This window comes from Bacillus sp. V33-4 (assembly GCF_002860225.1).
GTDB lineage: Bacteria > Bacillota > Bacilli > Bacillales > Cytobacillaceae > Bacillus_BJ > Bacillus_BJ canaveralius.
Genome location: NZ_PGVC01000016.1, coordinates 95,372 through 122,136 on the forward strand (window position 1 = coordinate 95,372; position 26,765 = coordinate 122,136).

A 26,765-nucleotide genomic window follows, 5' to 3' on the forward strand; every position below is an offset into this window, starting at 1 on the left:
TGGAGAAACATTTAGCTCATCATCTGCAAAAGCACAGATTCCTAGATGCCAAAATAAGACCCCTTCACGGAAAAGAAGGGGTGGAAATTTAGTACAATTCAGAAGTGGTTTTTGCTTGCATGTGAAGCAGCAAGTAATCGGGACCGCCTGCTTTAGAGTCGGTACCGGACATGTTAAAGCCTCCAAACGGCTGATAACCGACAATCGCGCCTGTACAGCCGCGGTTAAAGTAAAGGTTCCCAACATGGAAATCTTCACGGGCTTGCTCAATATGCTCGCGGTTCCTGGTGATGACAGCACCGGTTAAGCCATATTCGGTGTTGTTGGCTATCTCAATGGCATGATTGAAATCTCTTGCTTTCGAAAAGCCGATAACCGGTCCGAAGATTTCCTCCTGCATGATCCGGGATTTCGGGTCAAGATCAGCAAAAATAGTAGGCTTGATAAAGAAGCCTTTTGAATTGTCTCCTTCACCGCCAGTCATCAATTTGCCTTCCTGCTTGCCAACCTCAATATAGCTCGTGATTTTGTCAAAGGCAGCCTGGTCAATGACCGGTCCCATATAGTTGTTCTGATCTTCAGGATTGCCGACCGTTAATTCTTTCGTTAATTCAACGGCACGATTTAATACCTCGTCGTAAACATCTTCAACGACAATTGCGCGGGAACCAGCCGAACATTTTTGCCCGGAGAAGCCAAACGCGGAGGAAACGATCGCTTGGGCCGCCAATTCAAGATCTGCATCACTGTCGACGACAATTGTATCTTTCCCGCCCATTTCAGCGATTACACGCTTCAGCCAAATTTGGCCGTTGTTAAGCTTCGATGCACGTTCAAAAATGCGAAGCCCAACATCACGGGAACCTGTAAATGAAATAAAACGAGTATCTTTATGGTCTACCAGATAGTCGCCGACTTCTGCACCGCTGCCCGGAACAAAGTTTAGAACGCCTTTTGGAAGTCCTGCTTCTTCCATCACTTCGACAAATTTAGCTGCGCTAACAGGCGTAGTTGAGGCAGGTTTTAAAAGCACCGTGTTGCCGGAAACAATGGCGGCAACAGTTGTACCGGCCATGATTGCCAACGGGAAATTCCATGGTGAAATAATGATTCCAACGCCAAGCGGGATATAATCGTAGCGGTTATATTCATTTGGACGGCTTTGTACCGGCACACCATTCTTAAGCTTTAAAGCTTGTCGGGCGTAAAACTCCAAAAAGTCTATTGCTTCTGCAGTATCAGCATCCGCTTCGCGCCATGGCTTGCCTGCTTCCTTCGTTAAAAGGGCGGAGAACTCATGCTTGCGGCGACGGATAATTGCTGCTGCTTTGAATAACACATCGGCGCGTGTCTCCACCTTTGCTTTTTTCCATGTCTTAAATGCTGCAACGGCTGACTGCATGGCCTTTTCTGCAAGATCGCGGTTCGCTTTGGAAACGCGTCCGATTACTTCCTCTTTATTTGATGGATTGTATGAAATGATTTTGTCTTCAGTGGAGATACGCTCTCCGCCAATCAATAAATCGTAATTCTGTCCCAAATATTGTTCGACTGTTTTCAGTCCTTGCAAATACGCGTTGCGATTCTTTTCACCGGAAAAATCAGTGAATGGCTCATGTTTATATGGTTGTACCATGTTACCGCCTCCTATGTAAAAAAGTTTTCACACACTTTTAATTTTAACATGTTTCTGTTCTGATCATCAATTTCCAAAATATAAAAAATTCACTCTTTAAAAGCCATAAAATAAAGCCTCCGGAATGCATCTATTGATTTCCGGAGGCTTGGTCGTTTAATTTTAATGTCCCAGCAGCACAATATGATTACCTTTATTCGTAAATATGGACAAAAGGTTCATCTTGCTCCGCTTTGCGGACAATCAATGCTTCCGGGCCATTAACCGATGTGATGCTGACCTGGACAGAAATATAGTTTGGGAAGTGTTCCATCACTTTTCCGGTCACATACTGGGTAAAACCAATCCCTTCTGCTTTTCCGTAAAATTGGATCGGGATATCGATCGATAACTCCTGGAGCTGGCCTCCAGCATAAAACCCTTCGCCAATTACGCCATTGAAGTTAGGGAAAAATTCTTCTACATCCTGCTTAAAGTTCTGAAAGGAAGTGAAATCCTCCCGGTGATTGTCTTCTGCATCTTTTGAAGGAAATAATACATAATCTTCGTTGACTTCCTCCCAACCACCAATACTCGCGCTGCCATTGGCAACATTCGTATAAGCAAAGAAGTTCCCCGGAACGACCGAAGACCGCGTTTCCTGTTCAAATAAAGCAATGGTGATTGGGACTTCCTTCAGTTCGTCAACCCCTCTCAACCTCTTAATTACTTCTTCGGCGAGTTTTTTTCCTTCCCTGTCAAGTTCACTGCGGGTAATATCCCGTTCAAAGGTGGCGCCAAATTGCTCCCTTTGATAATAATGGACGGAATTCAACGCCAGGCCGATCACGACGCCGCCCAAACTGAATGCGTCGCTATTGTCCTGCTTAATATAATAATTATGTTCTAAAATATGGGCCAAATAGATCGGGCTTTTTGCGTTCCGCTCATCGATCGTGCCTTGTTCGTCATCGGGCGGATTTAAACCGAGGTTTTTCGACTCATCCAAATTCCTTGCTTGCAGCTGGGCAGGCGTGAATTTCCGGTTCAGCCATGCTGTAACCTGTTCCTTTTTTAAAAACTGGCCTTCTTGAAAAACGTATTTGTTCGGATCAAAGGCGTTTTGGGCAAGCCTCATCAACCCTGTTTCAAATTCATTTATATCATAACGGGTATTTAAATTATTCACGACTAAACCGCGGGCTTCCCCGGGCTCGAACGGCGTTATCATCCGATAATATTCATCCGATATTTTATATTTCGGGATAATTGCCTTCTCTTTTTTTTCATCCGTTTCCTGAACGACTTCCTCTTGCTGTTGAAAATTCGGGGCACAGGCTGTCAGCAGCAAAACAAGAGACAGAGCGGCCATTGAAAGTTTTTTCACAGCATTCCCACCTCTTACTTATTTAATTCTTCAATCAGTTTCTCCTCATCCCATACCGTAATGCCCAGTTCTTGTGCCTTCGCAAGCTTGGACCCGGCATCCTCACCGGCAATAACCAGGTCGGTCTTCTTACTGACGCTCCCGGCGACATTGCCCCCAAGCGCTTCAATCTTCTCTTTTGCTTCGTTCCTTGAAAGCTGCTCAAGCTTGCCGGTAAGCACAACCGTTTTTCCGGCAAAAACAGAATCAGACTGTGACGCTGCCACCGGTTTTGGTCCGGTGTAAACGAGGTTGACGCCGGCTTCCTTCAATTCGTTGATTAATTCGCGCACCTCTTCCAGCCCGAAATAGGTAACGACCGCATCCGCCATTTTTTCACCGATCTCGTTAATCGCTGTCAATTCCTCACGGCTGGCTGCGGCAAGTCTGTCTATCGTCTCGAACTCCTGTGCGAGCGTTTTTGCCGCTTTTGAGCCGACATGGCGGATGCCAAGACCGAAGAGCAGCCGTTCAAGCGAATTCCGCTTCGAAGCTTCAATCGCGTTCAGAAGATTGTCGACGGACTTCTCGCCCATGCGCTCCAGTTCAAGAAGCTGATCTCTCGTCAGCTTATATAAATCAGCTACATCGTGAATCAATTCTTCGGCAAACAGTTGACTGACAACACGCTCACCGAGCCCGTCAATATTCATGGCGTTGCGGGAAACAAAATGAATCAGTCCTTCGCGAATTTGCGCAGGGCATTTCGGATTGATACAGCGCAATGCCACTTCGCCATCAAGGCGGACCAGTTCGCTGTTGCACTCAGGACAGTTGTCCGGCATTTTGAAGTCCTGCTCCTCGCCGGTCCGGCGGTCTGCCAGCACATTGACAACCTCGGGAATGATATCTCCGGCTTTTTTGACGACAACATGGTCGCCGATTTTAATATCCTTTTCCCTGATCAAATCTTCATTATGGAGCGTAGCCCTTTGCACAGTCGTCCCAGCTACTCTGACAGGCTCGAGAATCGCGGTCGGGGTTAGCACTCCAGTCCGGCCAACCCGCAAATCAATCCTTTTTAAGACCGTAACGACCTCTTCGGCAGGAAATTTATAAGCAGTCGCCCAGCGCGGGCTTTTCGCTGTTGTTCCCAGCCGTTCCTGCTGTTCGAGTGAATCTACTTTGATGACAATTCCATCAATATCATACGGAAGGTTCGGGCGCCGTTCGACCCAGCCTTCAACAAACTGGATGACTTCATCGATGTTTGCACAACGTTTCCGTTCTTTATTGGTTTTAAAGCCAAGCCTATCCAATAGATCGAGGCCTTCACTGTGCGAAACGACGCCCGTTTCCCCAACATCGGCAATTCCGTAAACAAAAATATCCAAATTTCGTGACTTCGCGATCCGGGGATCCAGTTGCCGCAGCGAGCCGGCTGCAGCATTTCTCGGATTGGCAAACAACTCTTCGCCACGTTCTTCCCTGGCCTGGTTTAACGCTTCAAATGACCGCTTAGGCATAAACACTTCACCACGGACCTCCAGGGTAACAGGTTCATTCAGCCGTAAAGGAATTGAACGTACCGTTCGTAAATTAGCTGTAATATCCTCTCCGGTCATGCCGTCGCCACGGGTAGCACCGCGAATGAACAAACCGTCTTCATAGAGGAGAGAAACAGCGAGCCCGTCAATTTTAAGCTCGCAAACATATGCGATGTCTTCGCCGGCAATCTGGCGGACCCTCCGGTCAAAATCGCGCAAATCCTGCTCATTGAAAGCATTGCCGAGACTGAGCATCTGTGTGCGGTGCTGCACTTTTTCAAACATATCAAGAATCGCACCGCCGACGCGCTGCGAAGGCGAGTCAGCCGTTTTCAGCTCTGGAAATTCGGTTTCGAGTTCGACCAGTTCACGGAGAAGCTGGTCATACTCCGCGTCCGGGACTGACGGCTGGTCAAGTACATGGTACTCATAATTGTATTGATTTAAAAGATTATGCAATTCTTTTACGCGCGATTCCGCTTTTTCAAGGTCCATAAATCCAGCCCTTTCATTGATTTGGTGATTGGTGATTTGCCTCGGATTCCGGGTTGCAAAACTGCCGGAAGAAAGGAAGGCTGTTTCGTTATCCTTTTTTAATCGGGGCAAATTTTGCCAGCAACCGTTTAATGCCAATTGGGCTTGGGAATGCTATATCGAGCTCGGTACTCTCTCCTTCGCCCTTCACACTGACAACTGTTCCGGTTCCCCATTTGCCATGTTCCGCTTTATCTCCAACCTTCCAATCTGCCTGTTCGCCGCCTGTGGAAGTGATAACCGGGCGCATGACCGGCTGTCTCATCGGTTGTCTTGACGGTGCAGCAAATGGTGATCCAGCTTTTGCTGCAGGCTGGAGGCCTTCAAGCAGATCGACCGGAATTTCTTTTATAAACCGGGAAGGCGGGTTCATATTCGTCCGCCCGAAAAGGGTGCGCATTTGCGCATTGGTTAAAAATAATTCCTGTTCAGCCCTTGTAATTCCTACGTAAGCAAGGCGGCGCTCTTCTTCCATTTCAGCCTCTTCCATCAAAGACCGGCTGTGCGGAAAGACACCTTCCTCCAAACCTATTAAGAAAACAACCGGGAATTCGAGCCCTTTAGCAGAATGAAGAGTCATTAACACGACCGCATCTGCTTTTTTTCCGTCATCGTCAAGCTTGTCAATATCAGCAACAAGCGCGAGGTCCGTTAAAAAAGCAATCAAACTTTTGTCTTCATTCGTTTCTTCAAAGTTTTTCGTGACCGACATAAATTCATCCAGGTTTTCAAGGCGGCTTTGTGCTTCGATCGATTTCTCAAGCTGAAGCATTTCACGGTAACCGGATTTCGCAAGAATTTCTTCTACCAGCTCAGTGACAGACAAATACTCTTGTTGACGTGTGTAGTTTTCGATTAAATCGCGAAACTCGGCTGCAGCCTTTGTAATTTTCGGGCTTAAGCCAATCAAGTCCACTGCTTCAAGTGCCTGATACATAGACAAATCATGCATGGCTGCAAACTCGGCAATTTTATCTACAGAGGTTCCGCCGATCCCTCTTTTTGGAACGTTGATAACGCGCTGGAGGCTGATATCGTCATCAGGATTGGCAATCAGGCGGAGGTAAGCCAGCATGTCCTTAATTTCTTTGCGGTCATAGAATTTGATTCCGCCAACGATTGAATAGTCAATCGTTGATTTTAAAAGCACTTCTTCCATGACACGGGATTGGGCATTTGTCCGGTATAAAATCGCAATTTCAGAAGGCTTGCGTTTATCGCTATCAACCATCTCTTTAATTTTCCCTGCGACGAATTGCGCTTCTCCCTGTTCACTGTCTGCCCGAAAATAGTAAATTTTATTTCCTTCGTCGTTTTCCGTCCATAAATTTTTCGGTTTACGGTTAGCATTTTTTGCAATGACTCCGTTGGCAGCCGACAGAATCTTTTTAGTGGAACGATAGTTTTGCTCGAGCAGAATTACTTTCGCGTTCGGATAATCTTTTTCGAAAGAAAGAATATTGGCAATGTCCGCTCCCCGCCAACGGTAAATCGACTGGTCGGAATCACCGACACAGCATAAATTTTCAAACCGCTCAGCCAAAAGCTTTACCAATGTATATTGTGCTTTATTTGTATCTTGATACTCATCGACATGAATATATTGGAATTTACGCTGATAGTATTCTAAAACTTCAGGTACTCTTTTGAACAGGAGGATGGTCTTCATAATCAAGTCATCAAAATCAAGGGCCTGATTTTTCCGCAGCCGTCTTTGGTATTCTTCATAAACATCACTGACAACCTGCTCGTAAAAGCCCCCCGCTGTATTGGAATACTCTTCGGAATCGATCAGTTCATTTTTCGCACTGCTGATCGAGCCTAGAATCGCGCGCGGATCAAATTTCTTCGGATCGATATTTTTAGCCTTTAAAATCCCTTTAATAACCGATAGCTGATCTGTTGTATCGAGAATCGTAAAGTTACGATTAAATCCGATCCGGTCGATATCGCGGCGAAGAATCCGTACACACATTGAGTGGAACGTCGAAATCCAGATATCATCTGCTGCTCCGCCCATCATTTTTGAGATGCGGTCTCGCATCTCTCTCGCCGCTTTATTGGTAAAGGTTATCGCAAGGATGTTATAAGGATTAACACCTTTTTCAACCATTAAATAAGCAATGCGATGGGTTAAAACCCTGGTTTTTCCACTGCCGGCTCCTGCCATGATCAAAAGGGGGCCCTTCGTTGCTTTTACAGCATTTTGCTGCTCTGGATTTAATCCGGTTAATAATTTATCAGTTAAAAATTGCATTTTAGCTTCACCACCAAACAAACATTTGTTCTTATTTTATCTTATTTTTTACGAAAGAGAAAGCAGGATCTGTTTTACCCCTTAACAGCTTTTACAGTTTCCAAGGCTTCGTCAAGATTATTATAAATGACATTACCAACGACAATTACATCGGCATGAGCGCCCATTTCCGCGGCTTGCTTAGCCGTCTCAATTCCGCCGCCATAAAAGAGGGTTGTATGTTCAAGCGTACTCCGCACTTGTGCCGTTAATTGAGAATCTCCGTATGACCCGCTATATTCAAGATAGAATATCGGCAGCCGGAACATTTTCTCCGCCATCATTGCATAAGCGACAACATCGTCGTTTGATAGGTGAGTGTTTGCATTGGTCTGCTCGGCCGCTTTACATTCTGGATTCAAAATGCAATAGCCTTCGACGATAATCTCTTCCCAATTCATGATTTCCCCGTACTCCTTTACAGCCTGATGATGAAGTTCGGTTATCCATTTAGGGTCGCGGCTATTTAAAACGGTCGGAATAAAGTATAGGTCGAATCCTGGCGTGACTGAGTCAATCGTTGATACTTCCAATATGCAAGGAACCGTATAGCGGCGAATTTTCGCCATCAGGTCAAGGACATTTTCAAGTGTGACGCCATCAGTCCCGCCGACAATGATTGCATCCGTTCCCGATTCGCAAATTTTTTCAAGCGCTTCATCCGTTATCTCTTTATTTGGATCGAGTTTAAACACATGGCGCCACTCGCGGATCTCATACATCTTAGGTTGCCTCCATTCTATCTTCCATTCCATTACACCATTATATCATTTGTTACGGGCATACAAAACGAAAAGCCGACCACAGAATAAAGTTAAATAGTGGGTATAACCCTGCACGGGTATCAAGGATTCTTTGCTGGTTGTTAAGGAGTGATTTCGATTAAACAGCTCTGTTCGCAGTCGTTTTGAAGCAATAATAAAAACCGAAGAAAAATCTTCGGTTTTTATTCATTCACTGTGCCAGTTTCCTGCTCGCGCAGCCTTTCGAGTGCCATTTCGTAAGCATCATTTCCATAATTTAAGCAGCGCTTCACACGTGAAATCGTTGCTGTGCTTGCTCCTGTTTCCGTTTCGATCTTATGGTACGTTTTCCCCTCACGAAGCATCCTCGCCACTTCAAGCCGCTGTGCCAGTGACTGGATTTCATTAACGGTTGCCAGGTCATCAAAGAAACGGTAACATTCTTCCAGATCTCTTAATGAAAGAATAGCTTTAAACAACTGATCAAGGTCTTTCCCTCTTAGTTTATCAATTTGCATGCATAGAAACTCCTTTAAATTGATTCTGTCTCAAATGATACACTCTGTTCGATGCCGGGATCCGTCGGCACGATGTTGATCCACGTTTTTCCGGGAACAAGCGGAGCAGCAGAACCAGCGATGAACGGAAGGATCTTTCCATCGACATTTTTCCATTCCACTTCCTTACGCTTCCCCTTTTGAAGCAGAAGGGCTCGTCCACCCGAGGTTAAGTCAATTTCCCGGCGGCCGGCATCATCCACGATGGCATGTTCCGTTTCGACAATAAAAATGTTGTCAATCAAGACCGGTTCCTCCGTCACATAGTCGACGGTTTGTTCTCCGCTGGAATAGCGCTTATATTTGCCAAGCTGATCATCATATTCATAGCTCGAATTAAAATCCTCTGAAGAATAGGAAATCATCGCTGATTGGGCATCCTCGCCGCTGATCGTATCCAGCTCTTTTTCTGTATAAAACTGCAGACTTCCCGGGCTCTCATTCATTGGAAAGAGATTTTCTTCAGCACCCTTCATAATGTTCCCGAACGTAATATAGGAATTGTGGGGCGCTTTCCGGAAATCTGCCCTTTGGAAAAGCGTGCCGTCATAGGCCATTCCGTTTAAATGGTCGATATAGCCTTTATCGAGCATTGATTTTGCATCGGGACTGTATCCGTGTGCAATAAACAAGCTATCATATCCTTTGGCAAGTTCAATATAGTATTCCCTGGCACTTCGGACCGGTCCGATATTTTCCGGTTTTTCACTTTGGAAAATAGCCAGTAATCGCGTTACCCCGCCCTCAGCCAGAACCTCATAAACAATATCGGCTTTGTTCAGGCCCGACTGAGGCCTGGCTGCCGGATGATTATTGACCATAACAGCAACAGCGCGTCCGTCAGTCGCTTCTTCAGAACCGATTCCTGTTAAGGGGTAATATTCCGAGAAAGATGTTTCAGCAACAACCTCTTTTACTGTCTTATCAGCAGCCTTTTTCACATCGTCTTTTACTTCCTCTTTGTTGCTGCATCCAGAAAAAAGCAAAAGCAGGCTCGCTGCAAGCACAGCCGATTTTTTTAGCATTCGATTTTCCCCCTAAATAACCCTCGATATATCTTTGTCTATTTCTGTGAATTTCACTTTATCTCTGTTATATTTTAACGCATTATTGACGGAAAGAGTACCATTTTATTCATAACATCATACATTCCACGCTGCGTAATGCGAATATACGGAAGATGGGTCGATGAGAAAAATAACAGTGTGTACATCGGATCGACAAATTGGTACCCTTTGTCTTTTAAATATTTCAGCAGCTGCTTCTCTTCTTCAATTAAAGTTTCGACTCGTTGATTGGACATGACCCCTCGCAGTTTTAAAGGGATCTCCTGTGTAACTTCGCCGTTTTCAGTTGTAACAATCCCTCCGCCCAGCTCCTTCATGCGGTTAAAGGCGATGATCATATCCTGCTTGTTTTTACCTATTAAAATAATATCACCCGTGTTCGAAAAAGAACTTGCCAATCCGTCCAAATCGCGGGCAAATCCTTTAAGCAACGTATTGACTCTCCACTTGCCATTTCGGTCGATCAGCATGAAAAAGGACTCATCATGCTGTTTGGACAGTTCGTTTGTTGATACATCTATCGTTATGGAATAAGGCTTGGTAATGACGGCATTCTCCAGCTTAATTCCAAACGGCATCGAAAATTGCATATCATCCATCGTCAGTTCCCAGTTGATGTTCAATGGATCAAGTCCAAATTCCTCCCATGGAACTTCCGGGAAGCTATTAACTTCATAACCATCTCTTTTGACCCACCTCCCTTTTGCGAGCACTGAGACAGGAGTGGGGTTGCTTTCATCCTCCAGGAAATTTATGTTGGCAACCCGGCCGGTTGCAATGCTCCCATGCAGATGGTCAATATTATAGTAGCGGGCGGGATTGATCGTTGCCATATTATAGGCATCAGGAATCGGAACTCCTTTGTTAATCGCAATGCGAATCATCTCATCAATAACTCCTTGTTCGTAAAACGAAGAAAATGATCCATCCGTCGTTAACACAAATCGATCATATGCAGCTATGCCCAGTTCGTGAATTTCATCGAGGAGCCCCGGTAAGTCAGGCCGAATTGAAGAATATCGGAGCGACACCATATAGCCCTGCATCAGGCGGTTTAAGACATCCTTGCCGGTCATCGATTCATGATCACAATCAGCTCCGAGCAGCATCATTTTTGCAAGCGTCTTTTCAGATGCACCCGGGAAATGTCCTTCAATTTGCTTCCTCATTCTTTTTGCTTCCTGAATCCAATGGAGCATCATATCATCGCCATCCAATAGCTTCGGCCAGCCGGTCAGCTCGCCTCCTTGTAAAACAGCGTCATGCTCAAGCCACGATTTGATTTCACCATGAGAAAATAACTTTTCTTCCTCGAGTATCTCCGTTTGTGCGTCAAATCGGCACCACCAAAACATCGTTGCAGGAAGATTACGCATTTCCTTTAGAAATGAAAACGCTTTCCTTTTTTCCAATTGTAAAACAAGCACCATGTTATCATTCATAAAGGTTGTTGTTCCAAACTGTGATGCATATCTGGAAAATGAATGGGGATTATATAATTGAAATGGATGGGCATGGGGCTCGATGTAGCCTGGTACCAGCCTTTCCTTTGGAGAATCGATCATTTCACATTCACTTATATTTTCCGGAAGTTTTTCTCCTACATAGACAATCCGGTCTTCATAGATCCAAATATTCGCTGTCATCCAGCGACGGAATGTTTGATTCAAATATGTAGCATTTTTTAGCAATATTGTCGGTGGAATTTTTCCGTCCAGTACGGCAACGTGCTCACGCAAATGTTTGTTTTTCCACCGATAACGCTGTTCCAACACTGCAATTCCCTCCTTGCACTTTACTGTTGATTATATGGATAAGTTAGAAAAGGTATTTTAAGAAAACCCTTACAAAAAGGTTTTGTTATATACTAACATACTTCACTGTTTAGCACATTAAAGAATTAGTAAATAATGTGAAAAATTTTATGAAGGGGTGTCCAAAATGAAAGTAACACCTAATATTGGGATTATCAATGCTTTAATTAGAATAACGGTCGGATTGACTATTCTTTCGTGGAGCACTGCCAAGCTTGTAAAAAAGCCGCGGCGCGATTCATATTTAGTGATGGCTATGCTCGGAGGAATGAAGGTGGCAGAAGGAATTGTCCGCTTCTGTCCAGTTACCGCTCTCTTCGAAAACAGACAAGAAAATATGCAAAATCGTGATAACCGTTCACAGCAAAATACAAAGGAATATGGAGACAACCGGACAAAGCAGAAGATCACGCAAAACAACGGAAACGACTCACAACAGGAAACAAAGGAAAACGGAGACAATCATACAAAGCAGAAGATCACGCAAAGCAACGGAAACGATTCACAACAGGATGCAAAACAAAGCAAAGATATCAAACAAATCCAGGAAAAAATCGCAGCAGGCGGAGACATCAAAAAGGAAATGATCGACCAGCTGTTGCAGGACAATCCACTATAGAAAATGTAGTGTCCATACTTTGCTATAAAACCAAAACTATCTTGGCATAGCGATCATGAAAACTATTAATAGCAGCCAACGCTATAGCTTAACATAGATAAAGCCTGCCACTATCAGGGCAGGCTCTGTATAAAAGGAGTTGACAGTAATGTTCCTTGAATACATCAGTGACATGTTGTTTGTGCTGATCGCTTTAATAGGCAGTATCGTGGCCCTTTTATATGTTTATGTTCGTAAAACTAAGAAGAGACGGAGCCGATAGCTTTATGGCCTATATCTTTACGGTAAAAAACGCCTTCGCCTTTTAATCTCCCTAGTCCGAGATAAACTTTCGTTTGGGCGTCCTTTAAAGTATCACCTTTCGCAGCGGCCAAAAATACACGTCCTCCGTTTGTTCGATACTCTCCGGACCCATCTTTTTCAGTTCCGGCATGAAAGACTAACACTTCCTCTTGCACTTGCTCAAGCCCTGTTAAAACAGTTCCACTTTTATATTCACCAGGGTAGCCTTCTGCCGCAACCACGACCCCGACCATCGCCTTTTCATCCCAGTCCACTTCAGGTGTTTCCCCGTGAAGGAGTGAGAGGATTACCTCAACAAGATCTGATTTCATTCTCGGCAAAACCACCTGTGTTTCTGGATCTCCAAAACGGGCATTAAATTCAATCACCTTCGGGCCTTTATTCGTCAAAATCAGCCCTGCATAAAGGATGCCGCAAAAGCTTTTATCTTCGTTGACAAGTGCCCTGGCGGCCGGCTTCAAAATCGTTTCAACGGCTAAATCGATTGTTTCTTTACCAATTTGCGGCACCGGTGAATAAGCGCCCATTCCGCCTGTATTCGGGCCTTTATCTCCATCAAAAGCGCGCTTATGATCCTGGGCTATTTCGAGCGGGACGACAATTTCCCCGTTGACAAGCGCCATAAGAGAGAACTCTTCACCATCAAGAAATTCTTCGATTACAACGGTCGCTGAGGCTGCACCAAATTTTTCATTCAACATCATATCTTTAATGCTCTGCAGCGCTTCTTCCATTGTAAAAGCGACTGTAACGCCTTTCCCGGCTGCCAGCCCATCCGCCTTAATGACAATCGGGGCACCCTTTTCCTCAATATACGCCTTCGCGTCCTCATAGTTTGAAAACGTATTGTAATCTCCGGTTGGAATATTGTATTTTTTCATCAGGTCCTTTGCAAATGACTTGCTTCCTTCAATGATCGCAGCAGCTTTTTTCGGGCCAAAAACCGGGAGTCCCGCGTCGGCAAACCGGTCTGCAAGTCCTGCAAGCAAAGGAATCTCCGGACCGATAATCGTCAGGCCAATGCCTTCCTCTTTCGCAAATTGGAGCAGCTTTTCCTGGTTGCTTTCATCAATGGGCAAGCATGTTGCTGTATCAGCCATCCCCTCACTGCCCGGTGCTGCAAATACCTGCTCGACAAGTCGACTTTCGGAAACCTTTCGGCAGATAGCATGCTCCCGTCCACCTCTTCCAATCACCAATACTTTCATATGTGCACCTCCAAAAAGACTCAATGTTTGAAATGCCTGATACCTGTGAATACCATTGCGATTCCGTACTCGTCCGCCTTTTTAATCGAATCTTGATCTTTAATGGAGCCGCCAGGCTGGATAATCGCAGTAATACCTGCCTTGGCCGCCGCTTCGACCGTATCGTCCATTGGAAAAAATGCATCGGATGCCAGTATCGCTCCATTGGCTCTTGCACCTGCTTGTTCGAGCGCAATTTTAGCCGCACCGACCCGGTTCATTTGTCCGGCACCGATTCCGAGCGTCATGTCATCTCCTGCAACGACGATCGCATTTGATTTGACGTGCTTGACAACCTTCCAGCCCAGCTTCAATGCCCGCCACTCTTCTTCAGACGGCTGTCTTTTTGTAGGCACAGAAAGTTCAGCATCGTCAATGGTATGGAGGTCCTGGTCTTGAACGAGCAGCCCGCCTTCAATCGACGACAGTTTTACTTCCGGCTGCCCATTTCCTGCGAACGGGATCGATAACAGGCGAAGATTCTTTTTTCCTGTTAAAATCTGAAGCGCTTCGGGCGAAAATCCCGGAGCAATGACAATTTCTAAAAAGATCTCGTGAAGCTTGGCCGCTGTTTTCGCATCCACCTCACGATTTAACGCGATAATCCCGCCAAAGATCGAAACCGGATCAGCCGCAAATGCCCTTTCAAACGCAGTAAACACACTGTCACCTGTGCCGACTCCGCATGGATTCATATGCTTGACGGCAACAGCAGCAGGTTCGGAAAATTCCTTCACAATTTGCAAAGCGGCATCTGCATCATTGATGTTGTTATAGGATAGCTCTTTGCCGTGCAGCTGGTTTGCCTTGGCGATTGAAAAGTTTGAACCGAGCGGTTTGCTGTAGAATGACGCTTTTTGATGCGGATTTTCCCCGTAGCGCAGCTGTTGCTTTAGCTCATAAGTAACGGTCAGCTTCTCCGGGTTCTGCTCATCAACTAGCTCGGTCATATACGAGGCAATCATTGCGTCATAGCTGGCTGTGTGGCGGAAAACCTTGGCAGCAAGCTTTCGGCGTGTTTCGTGGCTCACTTCTCCCTGCCGCAGTTCATCAAGCACGAGTTCGTAATCAGCAGGATCAACGACGACCGTAATCGATTCATGGTTCTTTGCCGAAGCACGCAGCATTGCCGGACCGCCAATATCGATGTTTTCAATCGCGTCATCAACGGTTACACCTGGTTTAGCGATCGTTTGCTGGAAAGGATAAAGATTGACGCAGACAAGCTGGATCGGCTCAATTTGATGTTCTGCAAGCTGCTTCACATGGCCTTCATCATCATGCTTTGCGAGAAGGCCGCCATGAATTTTTGGATGAAGAGTCTTGACCCGTCCTTCGAGGATTTCAGGAAAACCAGTAATATCACTGACACCCATAACAGGAATACCGTTTTCCTGAAGAGTCTTTTTCGTTCCGCCCGTTGAAATAATTTCGTATCCGAGCTCTGAGAGGCTCTTTGCAAACACTGTGAGATTGCTTTTATCCGAAACGCTGATTAATGCCCGTTTTTTAGTCATTGCTTTTCCTCCCCCGCTGTGAATAGCTCATGTAAAATTTGTGGATACAGCTCATGTTCGATCTTTTGGATTTTTTCCTGGAGGCTTTCCCTCGTGTCATCCGCACTGACCCCGACTGCCTGCTGGGCAATGATCGGGCCTGTATCCATGCCTGCATCGACAAAGTGAATGGTTACTCCGCTCATTTTCACCCTCGCTTTAAGTGCTTGCCCGATCGCGTCTTTTCCCGGAAAGGCTGGCAAGAGCGATGGATGAATATTGATGATCTTCCCTTCAAAATCGCTTAGCAGAACAGCGCCGATTAATCTCATGTAGCCCGCCAGGATCACGAATTCAACGCCGAGCTCATTAAGCCTGAAGAGAATTTCCTTTTCATAGTCTGCCTTGCTCGCATAATCCTTTGCGCTAAATACAAACTGGGGAATGCCCGCTTTTTTTGCCCGTTCGATAGCAAAGGCATTCTCTCTGTCACAGACGAGCAGCTTGATCGATGCATCCACTTTTCCTGCCTCGACCGCATCGATGATCGCCTGAAAATTACTGCCGTTTCCGGAAGCAAACACCGCGATGTTTTTCATGTTCAACCTCCGTATTATATGTGGATTTTAATCCCTTTCCGATCGGATACCGTGCCAATTCGATAGGCGTTTTCACCGGCTTCGTTAAAGTGGACAAGCAGCGCTTCCGCTTCCTTTTCAGCCACTGCAATCACCATGCCGATTCCCATATTAAAAATATTGAACATCTCCGACCGCTGGAGTTTTCCTTCTTTTTCAAGCAAATCAAAAATAGGCAATACTGGCCATGTACCAGCTGTGATCTCTGCTCCAAGGCCTTCCGGGAGCATGCGGGGAATATTTTCAATAAAGCCACCGCCGGTAATATGGGCGAGCCCTTTAATTTCAAATTTTTTGATCGCCGCCAAGATCGGTTTTACATATATTTTCGTCGGGCGCAGCAGCTCTTCGCCCAAAGTACAGCCTAATTCGTTCACATCATCCTTAAGAGAAAGTTTGACATCCTGCAACAATATCTTTCTGACAAGCGAGTAACCATTGCTATGGATTCCGCTCGAGGCGAGCCCAATCAACACATCACCGGATGTAATCTTCTCACCGGTAATGATGTTTGCTTTTTCAACGGCTCCGACAGAAAAACCGGCGAGATCATACTCATTCTCATCATACATTCCCGGCATTTCTGCTGTCTCTCCGCCGATTAAAGCACAGCCCGCCTGCTCACAGCCGTCAGCAATTCCTTTCACAATCGCTTCAATTCTTGCCGGATCTGCCTTTCCACAAGCAATATAGTCAAGAAAATAGAGCGGCTCCGCACCCTGGACAACAATATCGTTGACACACATCGCAACAGCATCGATGCCAATCGTATCATGGCGGTCCTCCATAAACGCAAGCATCAGCTTCGTGCCGACTCCATCCGTTCCTGAAACGAGGACCGGCTCCTTTAAGTTGAGAACGGACAGGTCAAACATTCCCCCAAAGCCGCCAAGGCTGCCGATCGTACCAGCCCGCATCGTTTTTTGAACATGCTTTTTCATTCGCACGACGGCCTCATATCCGGCTTCAATATCTACACCTGCTTGTTTATAAGCGTTAGCCATTTTCGCTCCTCCTATTTTAAAAGAAAAGCGACATTCAACAATGCCGCACTCTGCCTTATTTTTTTGATGATTTCAGCTTCTGCAATCGTGATTAACAGGTGAGCTTTTTTCCAGCGTCCTGCGCAGGATAGATTTCCGTTGGGTATTTGCCAGTGAAGCAGGCAAGGCAATGGCCCCTTGTCTCTCCATCCTCATTTTTGCCAATCGCCTCTACCATTCCCTCAACGCTAAGGAACGTTAAAGAGTCTGCACCAATCTGCTTGCGGATCTCTTCAACAGAATTGCTGGAGGCAATCAATTCCTCCGATGTGGAAGTGTCAATTCCGTAAAAGCACGGATTTTTAATCGGCGGTGAACTGATCACCACATGCACCTCGAGTGCACCAGCATCCTTTAACATTGTAACGATTCGCCTGCTCGTCGTGCCGCGGACAATCGAATCATCAACCATAATGACACGTTTGCCTTCCACAACGCCGCGGACGGGAGATAGCTTCATTTTGACACCCTGTTCACGAAGCGATTGCGACGGCTGAATAAACGTCCGGCCAACATAACGATTTTTAATTAAGCCGAGTTCATATGGAATCCCTGTCGCTTCAGCGTAGCCGATCGCTACCGAAATACTCGAATCAGGAACACCTGTGACAACATCCCCCTCAATTGGCGCTTCAATCGCCAACTGTTTGCCAAGGTTTTTCCGTGCTGTATGAACATTGATACCGTGGATGTTGCTGTCGGGACGGGAAAAATAAACATATTCCATCGTGCAAATCGCCCGGTTCGTATTCATCGAGAACATTTCGGAATGAATGCCTTCATTGTTTATGATGATCAATTCACCAGGAAGCACATCACGGACAAATTCGGCACCGACAATGTCAAACGCACATGTTTCCGAAGCAACTACATAAGAATCGCCAAGCAGACCGAGCGAAAGCGGCCGCAACCCGTGCGGATCAAGGGCGATCATCATTTCTGACTCAGTCATCACCAAGAAAGCGTAAGCACCTTTTAACATTGTTAACGCATTTTTCACTTTGTCTTTTAATAAAGGGAAACCGCTTCTCTTGATTAAATGAGCAAATACCTCAGTATCGGAGCTCGTTTGAAAAATGCTGCCCTGGCCTTCAAGTTGATGCCTTAGCGCATCAGCATTGACCAGATTGCCATTATGGGCGAGAGCAAGGCTTCCCGTTTGCGAATGGAACAGCAGAGGCTGGACATTTTCGTAGCCTCCACCGCCGGCTGTCGCGTAGCGGACATGGCCGATCGCTGATCTTCCAGTCAATTCTTCCATTGCCTTGGCAGTGAAAACCTCGGTAACAAGCCCTTCGCCTTTGACGCCTTTCAGAACCTCACCGTCTGTTGTGACGATGCCGGTTCCTTCCTGGCCGCGGTGCTGGAGGCTGTGCAATCCATAGTACGTAATCTGCGAAGCATTTTCATGTCCCCAGACTCCAAATACGCCGCATTCTTCGTTTAATCCTCTTATTTCAGCAAGCATGGAATCGCTCCTTTCCAGGCTTCTTCTAGTGATTTTGTGTTTACCTTTAAGGCGTCGCCTTCAGCTGATTCGATTTTCAATTCAGCTGATTCTGTCACAAATCCAACAAGGCTTGCTGCAACGATTTTTTCAAAAGCTTCCTGATCCTCTTTTTTCACAGACACTAAAAAGCGTGATTGTGACTCGCTGAAAAGGGCTGAAATGATATCTCCTGAAACGTTCACTTCTGCGCCTAAACGGTCTGTGCCGATCAAGCTTTCCGCAATGGCAACAGCCAAACCGCCTTCGGCAATATCGTGCGCCGAGGCAACAAGTCCAGCACGGATTGCTTTAAGCAGCTGATCTTGGCGTTGTTGCTCGATTTCAATATTTAATTCGGGCGCTTTTCCAAAAATCTTTCCATATTGAAGCTTTTGCAGCTCACTGCCGCCAAATTCAGGTTTCGTCTCACCTAGTACGTAAATCAAATCTCCGGAATTTTTAAAGTGCTGAGTGGTTATATGGTCAACATCTTCGATAAGACCAACCATGCCGACAACCGGTGTCGGGTAAACAGCATTCCCGTTTGTTTCATTGTACAAAGAGACATTACCGCCAATAACCGGTGTGTTCAATACCCGGCAAGCCTCGCTCATTCCATCGACCGCTTTTTCAAGCTGCCAGAAAATCTCCTGCTTCTCCGGGTTGCCAAAGTTAAGGCAGTCCGTAATCGCGAGTGGCTCTGCCCCGGAACAAACAATATTTCGCGCTGCTTCGGCGACAGCAATTTTCCCACCTGTTTCAGGATCTAAATATAGATAGCGGGAGTTGCAATCAGTCGTCATTGCAAGGGCTTTACGCGTGCCACGAATTCGGACAACCGCTGCATCCGATCCCGGTGCAACAACCGTGCTTGTACGAACCATATAGTCATACTGGTCGTAAACCCATTCTTTGCTGGCGATCGTCGGCTGCTTTAAGAGCTGCAACAACGTCTCTCTATAATCTTCAACCGCAGGAACTTCATTATCCATCGCCTGGAACTCTCGGAAATATTCCGGTTCCATTGATGGCTTATGATAAACCGGTGCCTCTTCCGCTAAAGCATCAACCGGAACTTCAGCAACCGTTTCGCCTTTATGAATCAAGCGCAGCATTTTATCATCGGTAACGGTGCCGATTGCCACTGCTTCAAGCTCATATTTCGAAATTAACGCGGTGATTTCGTGCTCTCTTCCTTTTTCAACGACAATCAGCATCCGCTCCTGTGATTCAGACAGCATCATTTCATATGCCGTCATACCCGTTTCACGCTGCGGAACCAGGTCAAGATCCATCTCAATGCCTGATCCTGCTTTACTTGCCATTTCAGCAGAAGAACTCGTCAATCCTGCAGCCCCCATATCCTGAATGCCAATAAGCGCGTCAGACTGGATGATGTCAAGACATGCTTCAAGGAGAAGTTTCTCCATAAACGGATCGCCAACTTGCACAGCGGGGCGCTTCTCTTCCGACTGTTCGTTCAACTCTTCCGATGCAAACGTAGCACCGTGGATACCGTCGCGGCCCGTTTTGGCACCGACATACATAACCGTATTGCCGACTCCATGTGCCTGTCCTTTTTTAATATCTTTATGATCAATTAAACCGACACACATTGCGTTAACAAGCGGATTCCCATCATAGGAAGCATCAAATTGCACTTCTCCGCCGACTGTTGGAATTCCGATGCAGTTTCCGTATCCGGCAATCCCGGCTACCACTTCTTTAAAAAGATAGCGAACGCGGGCAGAATCCAGTTCTCCAAAGCGTAAAGAGTTAAGGAGGGCGATCGGTCTTGCTCCCATCGAGAATACATCGCGGATAATTCCACCGACACCCGTTGCGGCCCCCTGGTATGGTTCAATCGCAGATGGGTGGTTGTGGCTTTCAATTTTAAAAACAACCGCCTGCTGATCACCGATATCAACGATTCCGGCTCCTTCTCCGGGACCCTGCAGCACTCTTTGACCCGTTGTCGGAAACTTCCTTAAAACCGGTTTTGAATTTTTGTAGCTGCAATGCTCCGACCACATAACCGAAAACAAGCCAGTCTCTGTATAATTTGGTGTCCTTCCAAGAATTTTTTCAACCATCGCAAACTCGTCATCCGACAAACCCATTTGCTGATAAATTTTCTCATGTTTTATTTGTTGGGGACTTGGCTCAAGCATTAACAACATGTGCTTCCCTCCAATGTTTTACGATCGATTGAAAAAGTTTCAAACCGTCGGCGCCGCCAAGTAGCGGGTCAACTGCCCGCTCTGGATGCGGCATCATTCCAAGAACATTTCCTTTTTTATTTATGATTCCGGCGATATCCTCGAGACTGCCATTCGGATTTGTGCCGCTGTACGTAAACACAATCTGATTATTCTTTTTTAAGCTTGCCAAAGTTTCCTCGTCGCAATAATAGTTTCCTTCTCCATGGGCAATCGGAATTGTCATCATTTCCTCTTTGCCATATGCCGATGAAAACATCGTTTTGTTATTTTCAACCTTTAACCGCACTGGCCTGCACATAAATTTCAGGCTTTCATTCCGTCTCATCGCCCCTGGCAGCAGTCCTGCTTCCAGCAAGATTTGAAAACCGTTGCAGACACCAAGAACCGGCTTTCCTGCTTCAGCCGCATTGACTACTTCCTTCATGACATTGCTGAAACGTGCTATCGCCCCTGAGCGTAAATAATCCCCATAAGAGAAACCGCCCGGCAGCAAAATTCCGTCATACCCGGCTAAACTTTCCGTATCATGCCAGACATATTCTGCTTCTTCGCCAAGCTCATCCTTGATGGCGTGGTACATGTCAACATCACAATTGGATCCCGGAAATACGATTACCGCAAACCTCATTGGTTGACACACTCCTCTATTTCGTATCGATAATCTTCAATGACCGGGTTAGCGAGGATCTTGTTGCAAATCTCCTTAACGATTTCTTCAACATCGCGATCCGTTTTTCCAATCGTAACTTCCATGTATTTTCCGATCCGCAGATCAGCAACTTCGTTATATCCTAAAGAATGGAGCGAATGCTCAACCGCTTTCCCCTGCGGATCCAATACACTTTCGCGAAGAGTCACATACACTTTTACCTTATACATTCTATCTGCCTCCCAGTCTCGTTAAAATGTTCTTATACGCTGTTGCCAGATCCCCCAAATCACGGCGGAATACATCCTTATCAAGCTTTTCATTCGTCTCCATATCCCACAGTCTGCATGTATCCGGAGAAATTTCATCTGCCAATAAAATATGGCCTTGCTTGTCTTTTCCAAATTCAAGTTTAAAATCGATAAGGCGTACACCTAATTCTGCAAAAAAACTTGATAAAACGGCATTCACTTCAAGAGCCTTTTCTTTTAAAAGCTCTATTTCCTGCTTCGTCGCCAATCCCAGCTCAAGGATATGGTCGTCAGTTACAATCGGATCACCCAGCTCATCATCTTTTAAATAAAACTCGACAAGCGGCTTAGATAAAGGTTTCCCTTCTTCAACACCAAGCCTTTTTGAAAAACTCCCTGCCGCCGCATTGCGGACAACCGTTTCAAGCGGAATAATCGTCACTTTGCGAACGATCTGCTCAGTTTCCGATAATCGTTCGACAAAATGAGATGCTATTCCCCGCTCTTGAAGCTTTGAAAACAGTAAACTCGTAATCTCATTATTTAAACGGCCTTTCCCGGCAATGATAGCTTTTTTTTCTCCGTTGAAGGCTGTAGCTGAATCTTTGTACTCAATCCAAACTAAGTCATTCTCGTCTGTACTATAAATTTTTTTAGCCTTTCCTTCGTACAACAGCTCTCTTTTTTCCATGAAAGGAGCCTCCTTTAACTTCGAAAATTGGGAATCTTCAGTATTACAAATTCTTCGCCAGCAGCCTGCATGTTAGTGCTGGCGAATTTTTTTATAAGCCTACTCGTTCAAAAATCGTGTTCACATGCTGCAAGTGGTAGTTGTAGTCGAAACAGTCATCAATTTCCGCGGCCGAAAGCTTTGCAGTAATTTTGTCATCCGCTTCAATTAGCGTGCGGAAAGGTACTTGTTTTTCCCATGCTTCCATTGCCTTTGGCTGTACAGTATCATAAGCTTCTTCACGGGAAAGCCCCTTATCAATCAAAGCAAGCAACACACGTTGCGAATAAATCAGCCCGAGGGTCCGATCCATATTCCGTTTCATATTTTCCGGATAAACGGTTAAATTCTTTACGATGTTACCAAAGCGGTTCAGCATATAGTTCAAGGCAATTGTTGCATCAGGCAGGATAATCCGCTCTGCTGATGAATGCGAGATATCGCGCTCATGCCATAAAGGAACGTTTTCATAAGCAGTCATCATATAACCGCGGATGACTCTTGCCAGGCCAGTCATATTTTCCGAACCAATTGGGTTGCGTTTATGTGGCATCGCAGAGGAGCCTTTTTGCCCCTTCGCAAAAAATTCTTCCACTTCGCGGGTCTCACTTTTTTGCAGCCCACGGATTTCAACAGCAAATTTTTCTATCGACGTTGCAATTAACGCAAGCGTCGACATGTAGTGTGCATGCCTGTCGCGCTGCAGTGTTTGCGTTGAAACAGGAGCCGGCTCAAGTCCGAGCTTTTCGCATACATACTTTTCAACGAATGGATCAATGTTTGCATATGTGCCGACTGCCCCGGAAATTTTCCCGAATTCCACGCCGGCAGCTGCCTGCTTAAAGCGTTCAAGGTTTCGCTTCATCTCTTCATACCAGAGCGCAAGCTTCAATCCAAAAGTGGTTGGCTCTGCATGAACACCATGTGTCCGGCCCATCATCACAGTAAATTTATGTTGTTTTGCTTTATTTTTTATAATCTCAACAAACGCTTCGAGATCTCTTAAAATGATCGAATTGGCCTGCTTTAGTAAATATGATAAGGCCGTATCAACAACATCAGTAGAAGTAAGCCCGTAATGAACCCACTTCCGCTCTTCACCCAGCGTTTCCGATACCGCCCGGGTAAAAGCGACGACATCATGTCTTGTCTCTTCTTCAATCTCTTTAATCCGATCGACATTAAAAGACGCATTTTCCCTGATTTTCTGCACATCAGCTTTCGGTATCTCTCCAAGCTCTGCCCATGCTTCACAAGCAAGAATCTCCACTTCAAGCCATGCTCTAAAACGGTTTTCTTCCGTCCATATTGCCCCCATCTCCGGGCGGGTATAGCGTTCAATCATATATTTAGCCTCCGATTTTTTCAGTCACATTGTTCCATAATCCACATTGTTCTGCTTCCTGCAGCGCATCATCTGTTGAATCGCGCAAAATGGTCACGTGACCCATCTTCCGTTTGAACTTCGCATCTTTTTTTCCATATAAATGAATTTTCCAATCAGGAAGTTCTGGAATTTTTTCAAGAATCTGCGCCTGATGTTCTCCTAATATATTGACCATTACTGCTGGTTTTAATAGCTGTGTACTCCCTAAAGGCCAACTGCATACAGCCCTGATATGCTGTTCAAATTGCGATGTTTCACAGGCCTCAATTGTGTAATGTCCGGAGTTATGAGGTCTCGGGGCCAATTCATTAATGTAAATTTGCTCATCAGCGGTTAAAAACATTTCAACAGCGAGTGTCCCAACAAGCTTGAGAGACTCTGCGAGTTCAGTCGCTTTTTGGATAGCGTTTTTTTCAGCTTTATAACTGATTCGGGCAGGTACAATTGTTTGATGCAGAATATTGTCCTTATGGATATTCTCTCCCACCGGAAAAACAGCTGTCTCGCCTTGTTGGTTTCGAACAATAATCACCGAGATTTCCTTTTCAAAAGGAATCCATTTCTCTAACACGCAAACTCCTTTTTCAAGCAGTTTGCCAGCAGTCTCTAAATCGGCACTGCTGCGGATGACATGCTGGCCCTTTCCGTCGTAACCGCCTCTTGCTGTTTTTAAAACAGCCGGGTAGCCAAGCTTTTCGATCGCAGCATATATGTCGTCCACGCTATGAATGACTGAATATGGTGCGACGTCTGCCCCTGATCGCTCAATTGCGGCCTTTTCGCTTATACGATCCTGGGTGATTTCCAGCAACCTGTTTCCTTGCGGAACATAAGCGTTTTCGCATAACCACGTTACTGCCGCAGCATTGATATTCTCAAATTCGTATGTGATCACATCACTAACTTCTGCTAATTGTTTGATCGCATCTAAATCATCGTATTCACTTGTTATTCTGTAATCTGCAACCTGTCCACATGGTGAATCCTCGGCAGGATCAAGCACAGCTATTTTGAATCCCATCGCTTTTGCTGATAAAGCCATCATTCTGCCGAGCTGGCCGCCGCCGATAATTCCGATTGTTTGCCCGGGCACAATTATTTTATAAGACAAGTTCATCACTGCTTTCCAACACGGTTTCCTTCATTTGATTCCTTAAATCAGCAAGCTTTTTACTTATTTTTTCGTCAAATGATCCTAACATCTGTGCAGCGAGTAACCCTGCATTCTTTGCTCCTGCATTGCCAATTGCCACCGTTGCCACCGGTACTCCGCCCGGCATCTGGACAATTGACAACAGAGAATCAAGTCCATTTAAAGCCTTAGACTGCACTGGTACGCCGATTACAGGCAGTACGGTTTTAGCCGCAACCATTCCCGGTAAGTGTGCAGCGCCGCCGGCTCCTGCTATAATTACCTTTAACCCTCTATCTTTAGCACTTTCCGCATATTCAAACATAAGATCCGGAGTCCGATGGGCTGAAACAACCTTTTTCTCATATGGTATTTCGAGTTGTTCGAGTACTTCACATGCGTTTTTCATTGTGTCCCAATCCGACTTGCTTCCCATAATCACACCAACGAGCGCTTTCAAGGCATTCCCTCCAGCTCATTTTTTCCATAAAAATAGCCCAAACAGACACCTATCTCAAAAATAAGAGAAAGCCGTCCGTCCGGGCATGCATTGACAAGTATAAATACATCTTTGAAAACAAAGATGTCGCAACTCGCTTACCGGGCATATTGACTTTCCCTCATAGTCCAATAATTTACGGTTATCGGGTAGAGACTTATGGGCCATATCCCCATCATTATACGAGGGTAATCATTATTTATTTTTTATTACTATCCCTATATTAACAACTATTTAACAGGATTGTCAAGTTCATTGTCGAACATTTATATATTTTTTAATGCATAATGTTCGTGTTTTACTATTGTGACGGCTTTGCTTCAAACACAATCTGCCTGCCAGCCGGCTCGTACCCTGTCGTGTCTCCCTGGACCACTTCTTTAAAGATTGGTTTTTCAATTCTTCTTACCGGTACGTAACCAGTTTTCTTGATTCGCTCTAAACATTGATCGATGCTTTCATTTTCTTGAACCTCAAATAATTGCTTTTTCTTATTCTTGTTCATGAAAACAATTTTCCCTTCTTCACAGACTTGACCCAGAACCCGCCATAGATTGTTTTCGGTTCATAAGCAATGATAAATGCTTTTGGATCAAGTTCCTTTATCGTCTGGTACAGTTTCAACTCATATTTGCGAGGTGTTAAGATCTGCAAAGCCATCCGGTCCCCTTCCAGGCCGTTTGCGGCCCAATTTGTGACCCCGTAACCTTTTTCCCGTAACGTTTTCGGCAAATCTTTATCGTACTCCTTCGTAATGACATTAACCGTAATATATCCCAAAGCCAGTTTCTCTTCAATTTTCATCCCGACAATGACTCCGATTCCGTACCCGACGGCATAAGCAATTAAATTCTGAATCTCATTGAGATTATCCAAGACCAGGCCGAGCCCGATTACATATATTACTACTTCAACCATACTGATAAGCGCAGCTAAATAGCGCTGTCCTTTTAAAGTCAAAATCATCCTGATCGTAAAAAAGGAAACATAGACAATGTTTATGATCAGGATAATAGCAACCATCACAAAACTGTTTTCGAGCAAAATAAGCCCTCCTTTAAAAGTGAGGACTAGAGAATCCTCATTAAGGTTATATTGTACAAAAAACTGCCCTATGTTGGCGACCCTTTTCACAATATATTCCCTTGTTTATTTATGGTTATCCTTATTTTTTATAGTCATGATTCAGTTTTTAAGTGAGAAAGGCAATTTTTGGGCTGGAGAGCGTATTTTTCAGGGGAATTATGTAAAAGTATATAGCTCAAAAAAATAATTAAGCGGAGAATCCGGTGATTTGTGCGAAACTACAGGGGAATTAAGCGAAAACTTGGCTAAATTAAGCGGAAAATCCAGGAATTAAGCGATAATCTTGATTAATTAAGCGAAACGGTGTGTCGGAGTTTTCTCCGTGTCTAAAGAACAATAAAAAAAAGAACAACCATCATCGGCTGTTCTTTCGTATGCGCTTGGCGGCGTCCTACTCTCACAGGGGGAAACCCCCAACTACCATCGGCGCTGAGA

General features: G+C 45.3%; 24 protein-coding genes and 1 riboswitch. Of the genes, 2 read left to right on the top strand and 22 right to left on the bottom strand.

Going from position 1 to position 26,765, the window contains the following annotated elements; all coding sequences use genetic code 11:
• Window positions 1–88: 88 nt before the first annotated feature.
• The 8 genes from pruA to CVD23_RS06710 all read right to left on the bottom strand — a co-directional run bounded on the left by pruA (window position 89) and on the right by CVD23_RS06710 (window position 11,500).
• Window positions 89–1,636 carry an L-glutamate gamma-semialdehyde dehydrogenase gene (gene pruA / locus CVD23_RS06675; protein ID WP_101665547.1) on the bottom strand — a complete coding sequence of 516 codons (1,548 nt, stop codon included), beginning with the start codon at window positions 1,634–1,636 and terminating at the stop codon, window positions 89–91.
• Window positions 1,637–1,829: 193 nt separating this feature from the next.
• Window positions 1,830–3,002 carry a CamS family sex pheromone protein gene (locus CVD23_RS06680; protein WP_101578284.1) on the bottom strand — a complete coding sequence of 391 codons (1,173 nt, stop codon included), beginning with the start codon at window positions 3,000–3,002 and terminating at the stop codon, window positions 1,830–1,832.
• A 14-nt stretch (window positions 3,003–3,016) separates the two neighbouring features.
• Complete coding sequence (gene ligA / locus CVD23_RS06685) at window positions 3,017–5,023, bottom strand: NAD-dependent DNA ligase LigA (protein ID WP_101578303.1); 2,007 nt, start codon at window positions 5,021–5,023, stop codon at window positions 3,017–3,019.
• A gap of 88 nt (window positions 5,024–5,111) precedes the next feature.
• Complete coding sequence (pcrA, locus tag CVD23_RS06690; protein WP_101665548.1) at window positions 5,112–7,319, bottom strand: DNA helicase PcrA; 2,208 nt, start codon at window positions 7,317–7,319, stop codon at window positions 5,112–5,114.
• Window positions 7,320–7,393: 74 nt separating this feature from the next.
• On the bottom strand, window positions 7,394–8,080 hold the full coding sequence (locus CVD23_RS06695) for a heptaprenylglyceryl phosphate synthase (protein WP_101578286.1): 687 nt from the start codon (window positions 8,078–8,080) through the stop codon (window positions 7,394–7,396).
• 224 nt (window positions 8,081–8,304) lie between these two features.
• A complete protein-coding gene (locus tag CVD23_RS06700; protein WP_101578287.1) occupies window positions 8,305–8,619 on the bottom strand; it encodes a YerC/YecD family TrpR-related protein in 315 nt (104 codons plus the stop codon).
• 14 nt (window positions 8,620–8,633) lie between these two features.
• Entirely contained in the window at window positions 8,634–9,683 is a 1,050-nt protein-coding gene (locus tag CVD23_RS06705; protein WP_101665549.1) for a DUF3048 domain-containing protein, read from the bottom strand.
• A gap of 74 nt (window positions 9,684–9,757) precedes the next feature.
• Window positions 9,758–11,500, bottom strand: a complete 1,743-nt coding sequence (locus tag CVD23_RS06710; protein WP_101665550.1) for an adenine deaminase C-terminal domain-containing protein — start codon at window positions 11,498–11,500, stop codon at window positions 9,758–9,760.
• Window positions 11,501–11,666: 166 nt separating this feature from the next.
• Here CVD23_RS06710 and CVD23_RS22810 point away from each other — a divergent pair, with 166 nt between their 5' ends.
• Both CVD23_RS22810 and CVD23_RS22815 read left to right on the top strand, forming a co-directional pair.
• A complete protein-coding gene (locus tag CVD23_RS22810; RefSeq protein WP_374702618.1) occupies window positions 11,667–12,158 on the top strand; it encodes a YgaP family membrane protein in 492 nt (163 codons plus the stop codon).
• Window positions 12,159–12,330: 172 nt separating this feature from the next.
• Window positions 12,331–12,420: an EYxxD motif small membrane protein gene (locus CVD23_RS22815; RefSeq protein WP_342751462.1), complete on the top strand. Its 90-nt coding sequence runs from the start codon at window positions 12,331–12,333 to the stop codon at window positions 12,418–12,420.
• Here the strand turns inward: CVD23_RS22815 and purD are convergent.
• The 14 genes from purD to CVD23_RS06785 all read right to left on the bottom strand — a co-directional run bounded on the left by purD (window position 12,398) and on the right by CVD23_RS06785 (window position 26,267).
• Window positions 12,398–13,669: a phosphoribosylamine--glycine ligase gene (gene purD, locus CVD23_RS06720; protein WP_101578290.1), complete on the bottom strand. Its 1,272-nt coding sequence runs from the start codon at window positions 13,667–13,669 to the stop codon at window positions 12,398–12,400. The two genes, CVD23_RS22815 and purD, sit on opposite strands and share 23 nt — an antisense overlap.
• Before the next feature lie 20 nt (window positions 13,670–13,689).
• Window positions 13,690–15,225: a bifunctional phosphoribosylaminoimidazolecarboxamide formyltransferase/IMP cyclohydrolase gene (gene purH / locus CVD23_RS06725; RefSeq protein WP_101578291.1), complete on the bottom strand. Its 1,536-nt coding sequence runs from the start codon at window positions 15,223–15,225 to the stop codon at window positions 13,690–13,692.
• Window positions 15,222–15,803, bottom strand: a complete 582-nt coding sequence (gene purN, locus CVD23_RS06730; protein ID WP_101665551.1) for a phosphoribosylglycinamide formyltransferase — start codon at window positions 15,801–15,803, stop codon at window positions 15,222–15,224. The genes purH and purN overlap by 4 nt, the downstream gene beginning before the upstream one ends.
• Window positions 15,804–15,817: 14 nt before the next feature.
• Complete coding sequence (gene purM / locus CVD23_RS06735; RefSeq protein WP_101665552.1) at window positions 15,818–16,846, bottom strand: phosphoribosylformylglycinamidine cyclo-ligase; 1,029 nt, start codon at window positions 16,844–16,846, stop codon at window positions 15,818–15,820.
• Window positions 16,847–16,937: 91 nt separating this feature from the next.
• The gene (purF, locus tag CVD23_RS06740) at window positions 16,938–18,353 is read right to left on the bottom strand and encodes an amidophosphoribosyltransferase (protein ID WP_101578294.1); all 1,416 of its coding nucleotides are present in this window, start codon (window positions 18,351–18,353) and stop codon (window positions 16,938–16,940) included.
• On the bottom strand, window positions 18,338–20,554 hold the full coding sequence (gene purL / locus CVD23_RS06745) for a phosphoribosylformylglycinamidine synthase subunit PurL (protein WP_101665553.1): 2,217 nt from the start codon (window positions 20,552–20,554) through the stop codon (window positions 18,338–18,340). The genes purF and purL overlap by 16 nt, the downstream gene beginning before the upstream one ends.
• Entirely contained in the window at window positions 20,538–21,224 is a 687-nt protein-coding gene (gene purQ, locus CVD23_RS06750) for a phosphoribosylformylglycinamidine synthase subunit PurQ (RefSeq protein WP_101665554.1), read from the bottom strand. Before purQ ends, purL begins: the two co-directional genes overlap by 17 nt.
• A complete protein-coding gene (purS, locus tag CVD23_RS06755; protein WP_101578297.1) occupies window positions 21,221–21,475 on the bottom strand; it encodes a phosphoribosylformylglycinamidine synthase subunit PurS in 255 nt (84 codons plus the stop codon). Before purS ends, purQ begins: the two co-directional genes overlap by 4 nt.
• Window position 21,476: 1 nt before the next feature.
• A complete protein-coding gene (gene purC, locus CVD23_RS06760; RefSeq protein WP_101665555.1) occupies window positions 21,477–22,187 on the bottom strand; it encodes a phosphoribosylaminoimidazolesuccinocarboxamide synthase in 711 nt (236 codons plus the stop codon).
• 91 nt (window positions 22,188–22,278) lie between these two features.
• A complete protein-coding gene (gene purB, locus CVD23_RS06765; RefSeq protein WP_101665556.1) occupies window positions 22,279–23,571 on the bottom strand; it encodes an adenylosuccinate lyase in 1,293 nt (430 codons plus the stop codon).
• Between the two features lie 4 nt (window positions 23,572–23,575).
• Complete coding sequence (purK, locus tag CVD23_RS06770) at window positions 23,576–24,730, bottom strand: 5-(carboxyamino)imidazole ribonucleotide synthase (protein ID WP_180955581.1); 1,155 nt, start codon at window positions 24,728–24,730, stop codon at window positions 23,576–23,578.
• The gene (gene purE / locus CVD23_RS06775; protein WP_101578300.1) at window positions 24,714–25,205 is read right to left on the bottom strand and encodes a 5-(carboxyamino)imidazole ribonucleotide mutase; all 492 of its coding nucleotides are present in this window, start codon (window positions 25,203–25,205) and stop codon (window positions 24,714–24,716) included. The genes purK and purE overlap by 17 nt, the downstream gene beginning before the upstream one ends.
• Window positions 25,206–25,348: 143 nt before the next feature.
• A riboswitch (purine riboswitch) is annotated at window positions 25,349–25,450 on the bottom strand.
• A gap of 95 nt (window positions 25,451–25,545) precedes the next feature.
• Window positions 25,546–25,749: an NETI motif-containing protein gene (locus tag CVD23_RS06780; RefSeq protein ID WP_101665557.1), complete on the bottom strand. Its 204-nt coding sequence runs from the start codon at window positions 25,747–25,749 to the stop codon at window positions 25,546–25,548.
• On the bottom strand, window positions 25,746–26,267 hold the full coding sequence (locus CVD23_RS06785) for a DUF2179 domain-containing protein (protein WP_180955582.1): 522 nt from the start codon (window positions 26,265–26,267) through the stop codon (window positions 25,746–25,748). Before CVD23_RS06785 ends, CVD23_RS06780 begins: the two co-directional genes overlap by 4 nt.
• Window positions 26,268–26,765 lie beyond the last annotated feature (498 nt).

What these genes read in the sequence shown, in the direction of transcription:
- pcrA (WP_101665548.1), bottom strand. Translation starts at nt 7,319, where the DNA reads ATGCAATTTTTAACTGATAAATTATTAACCGGATTAAATCCAGAGCAG.
- CVD23_RS22810 (WP_374702618.1), top strand. Translation starts at nt 11,667, where the DNA reads ATGAAAGTAACACCTAATATTGGGATTATCAATGCTTTAATTAGAATA.
- CVD23_RS06785 (WP_180955582.1), bottom strand. Translation starts at nt 26,267, where the DNA reads ATGGTTGCTATTATCCTGATCATAAACATTGTCTATGTTTCCTTTTTT.
- ligA (WP_101578303.1), bottom strand. Translation starts at nt 5,023, where the DNA reads ATGGACCTTGAAAAAGCGGAATCGCGCGTAAAAGAATTGCATAATCTT.
- purK (WP_180955581.1), bottom strand. Translation starts at nt 24,730, where the DNA reads ATGAACTTGTCTTATAAAATAATTGTGCCCGGGCAAACAATCGGAATT.
- purD (WP_101578290.1), bottom strand. Translation starts at nt 13,669, where the DNA reads ATGAAAGTATTGGTGATTGGAAGAGGTGGACGGGAGCATGCTATCTGC.
- pruA (WP_101665547.1), bottom strand. Translation starts at nt 1,636, where the DNA reads ATGGTACAACCATATAAACATGAGCCATTCACTGATTTTTCCGGTGAA.
- purM (WP_101665552.1), bottom strand. Translation starts at nt 16,846, where the DNA reads ATGGCTAACGCTTATAAACAAGCAGGTGTAGATATTGAAGCCGGATAT.
- purC (WP_101665555.1), bottom strand. Translation starts at nt 22,187, where the DNA reads ATGGAAAAAAGAGAGCTGTTGTACGAAGGAAAGGCTAAAAAAATTTAT.
- purN (WP_101665551.1), bottom strand. Translation starts at nt 15,803, where the DNA reads ATGAAAAACATCGCGGTGTTTGCTTCCGGAAACGGCAGTAATTTTCAG.
- CVD23_RS06700 (WP_101578287.1), bottom strand. Translation starts at nt 8,619, where the DNA reads ATGCAAATTGATAAACTAAGAGGGAAAGACCTTGATCAGTTGTTTAAA.
- CVD23_RS06695 (WP_101578286.1), bottom strand. Translation starts at nt 8,080, where the DNA reads ATGTATGAGATCCGCGAGTGGCGCCATGTGTTTAAACTCGATCCAAAT.
- CVD23_RS22815 (WP_342751462.1), top strand. Translation starts at nt 12,331, where the DNA reads ATGTTGTTTGTGCTGATCGCTTTAATAGGCAGTATCGTGGCCCTTTTA.
- purS (WP_101578297.1), bottom strand. Translation starts at nt 21,475, where the DNA reads ATGTATAAGGTAAAAGTGTATGTGACTCTTCGCGAAAGTGTATTGGAT.
- CVD23_RS06780 (WP_101665557.1), bottom strand. Translation starts at nt 25,749, where the DNA reads ATGAACAAGAATAAGAAAAAGCAATTATTTGAGGTTCAAGAAAATGAA.
- purQ (WP_101665554.1), bottom strand. Translation starts at nt 21,224, where the DNA reads ATGAGGTTTGCGGTAATCGTATTTCCGGGATCCAATTGTGATGTTGAC.
- purL (WP_101665553.1), bottom strand. Translation starts at nt 20,554, where the DNA reads ATGTTGTTAATGCTTGAGCCAAGTCCCCAACAAATAAAACATGAGAAA.
- purB (WP_101665556.1), bottom strand. Translation starts at nt 23,571, where the DNA reads ATGATTGAACGCTATACCCGCCCGGAGATGGGGGCAATATGGACGGAA.
- CVD23_RS06705 (WP_101665549.1), bottom strand. Translation starts at nt 9,683, where the DNA reads ATGCTAAAAAAATCGGCTGTGCTTGCAGCGAGCCTGCTTTTGCTTTTT.
- purF (WP_101578294.1), bottom strand. Translation starts at nt 18,353, where the DNA reads ATGCTTGCTGAAATAAGAGGATTAAACGAAGAATGCGGCGTATTTGGA.
- purH (WP_101578291.1), bottom strand. Translation starts at nt 15,225, where the DNA reads ATGACTAAAAAACGGGCATTAATCAGCGTTTCGGATAAAAGCAATCTC.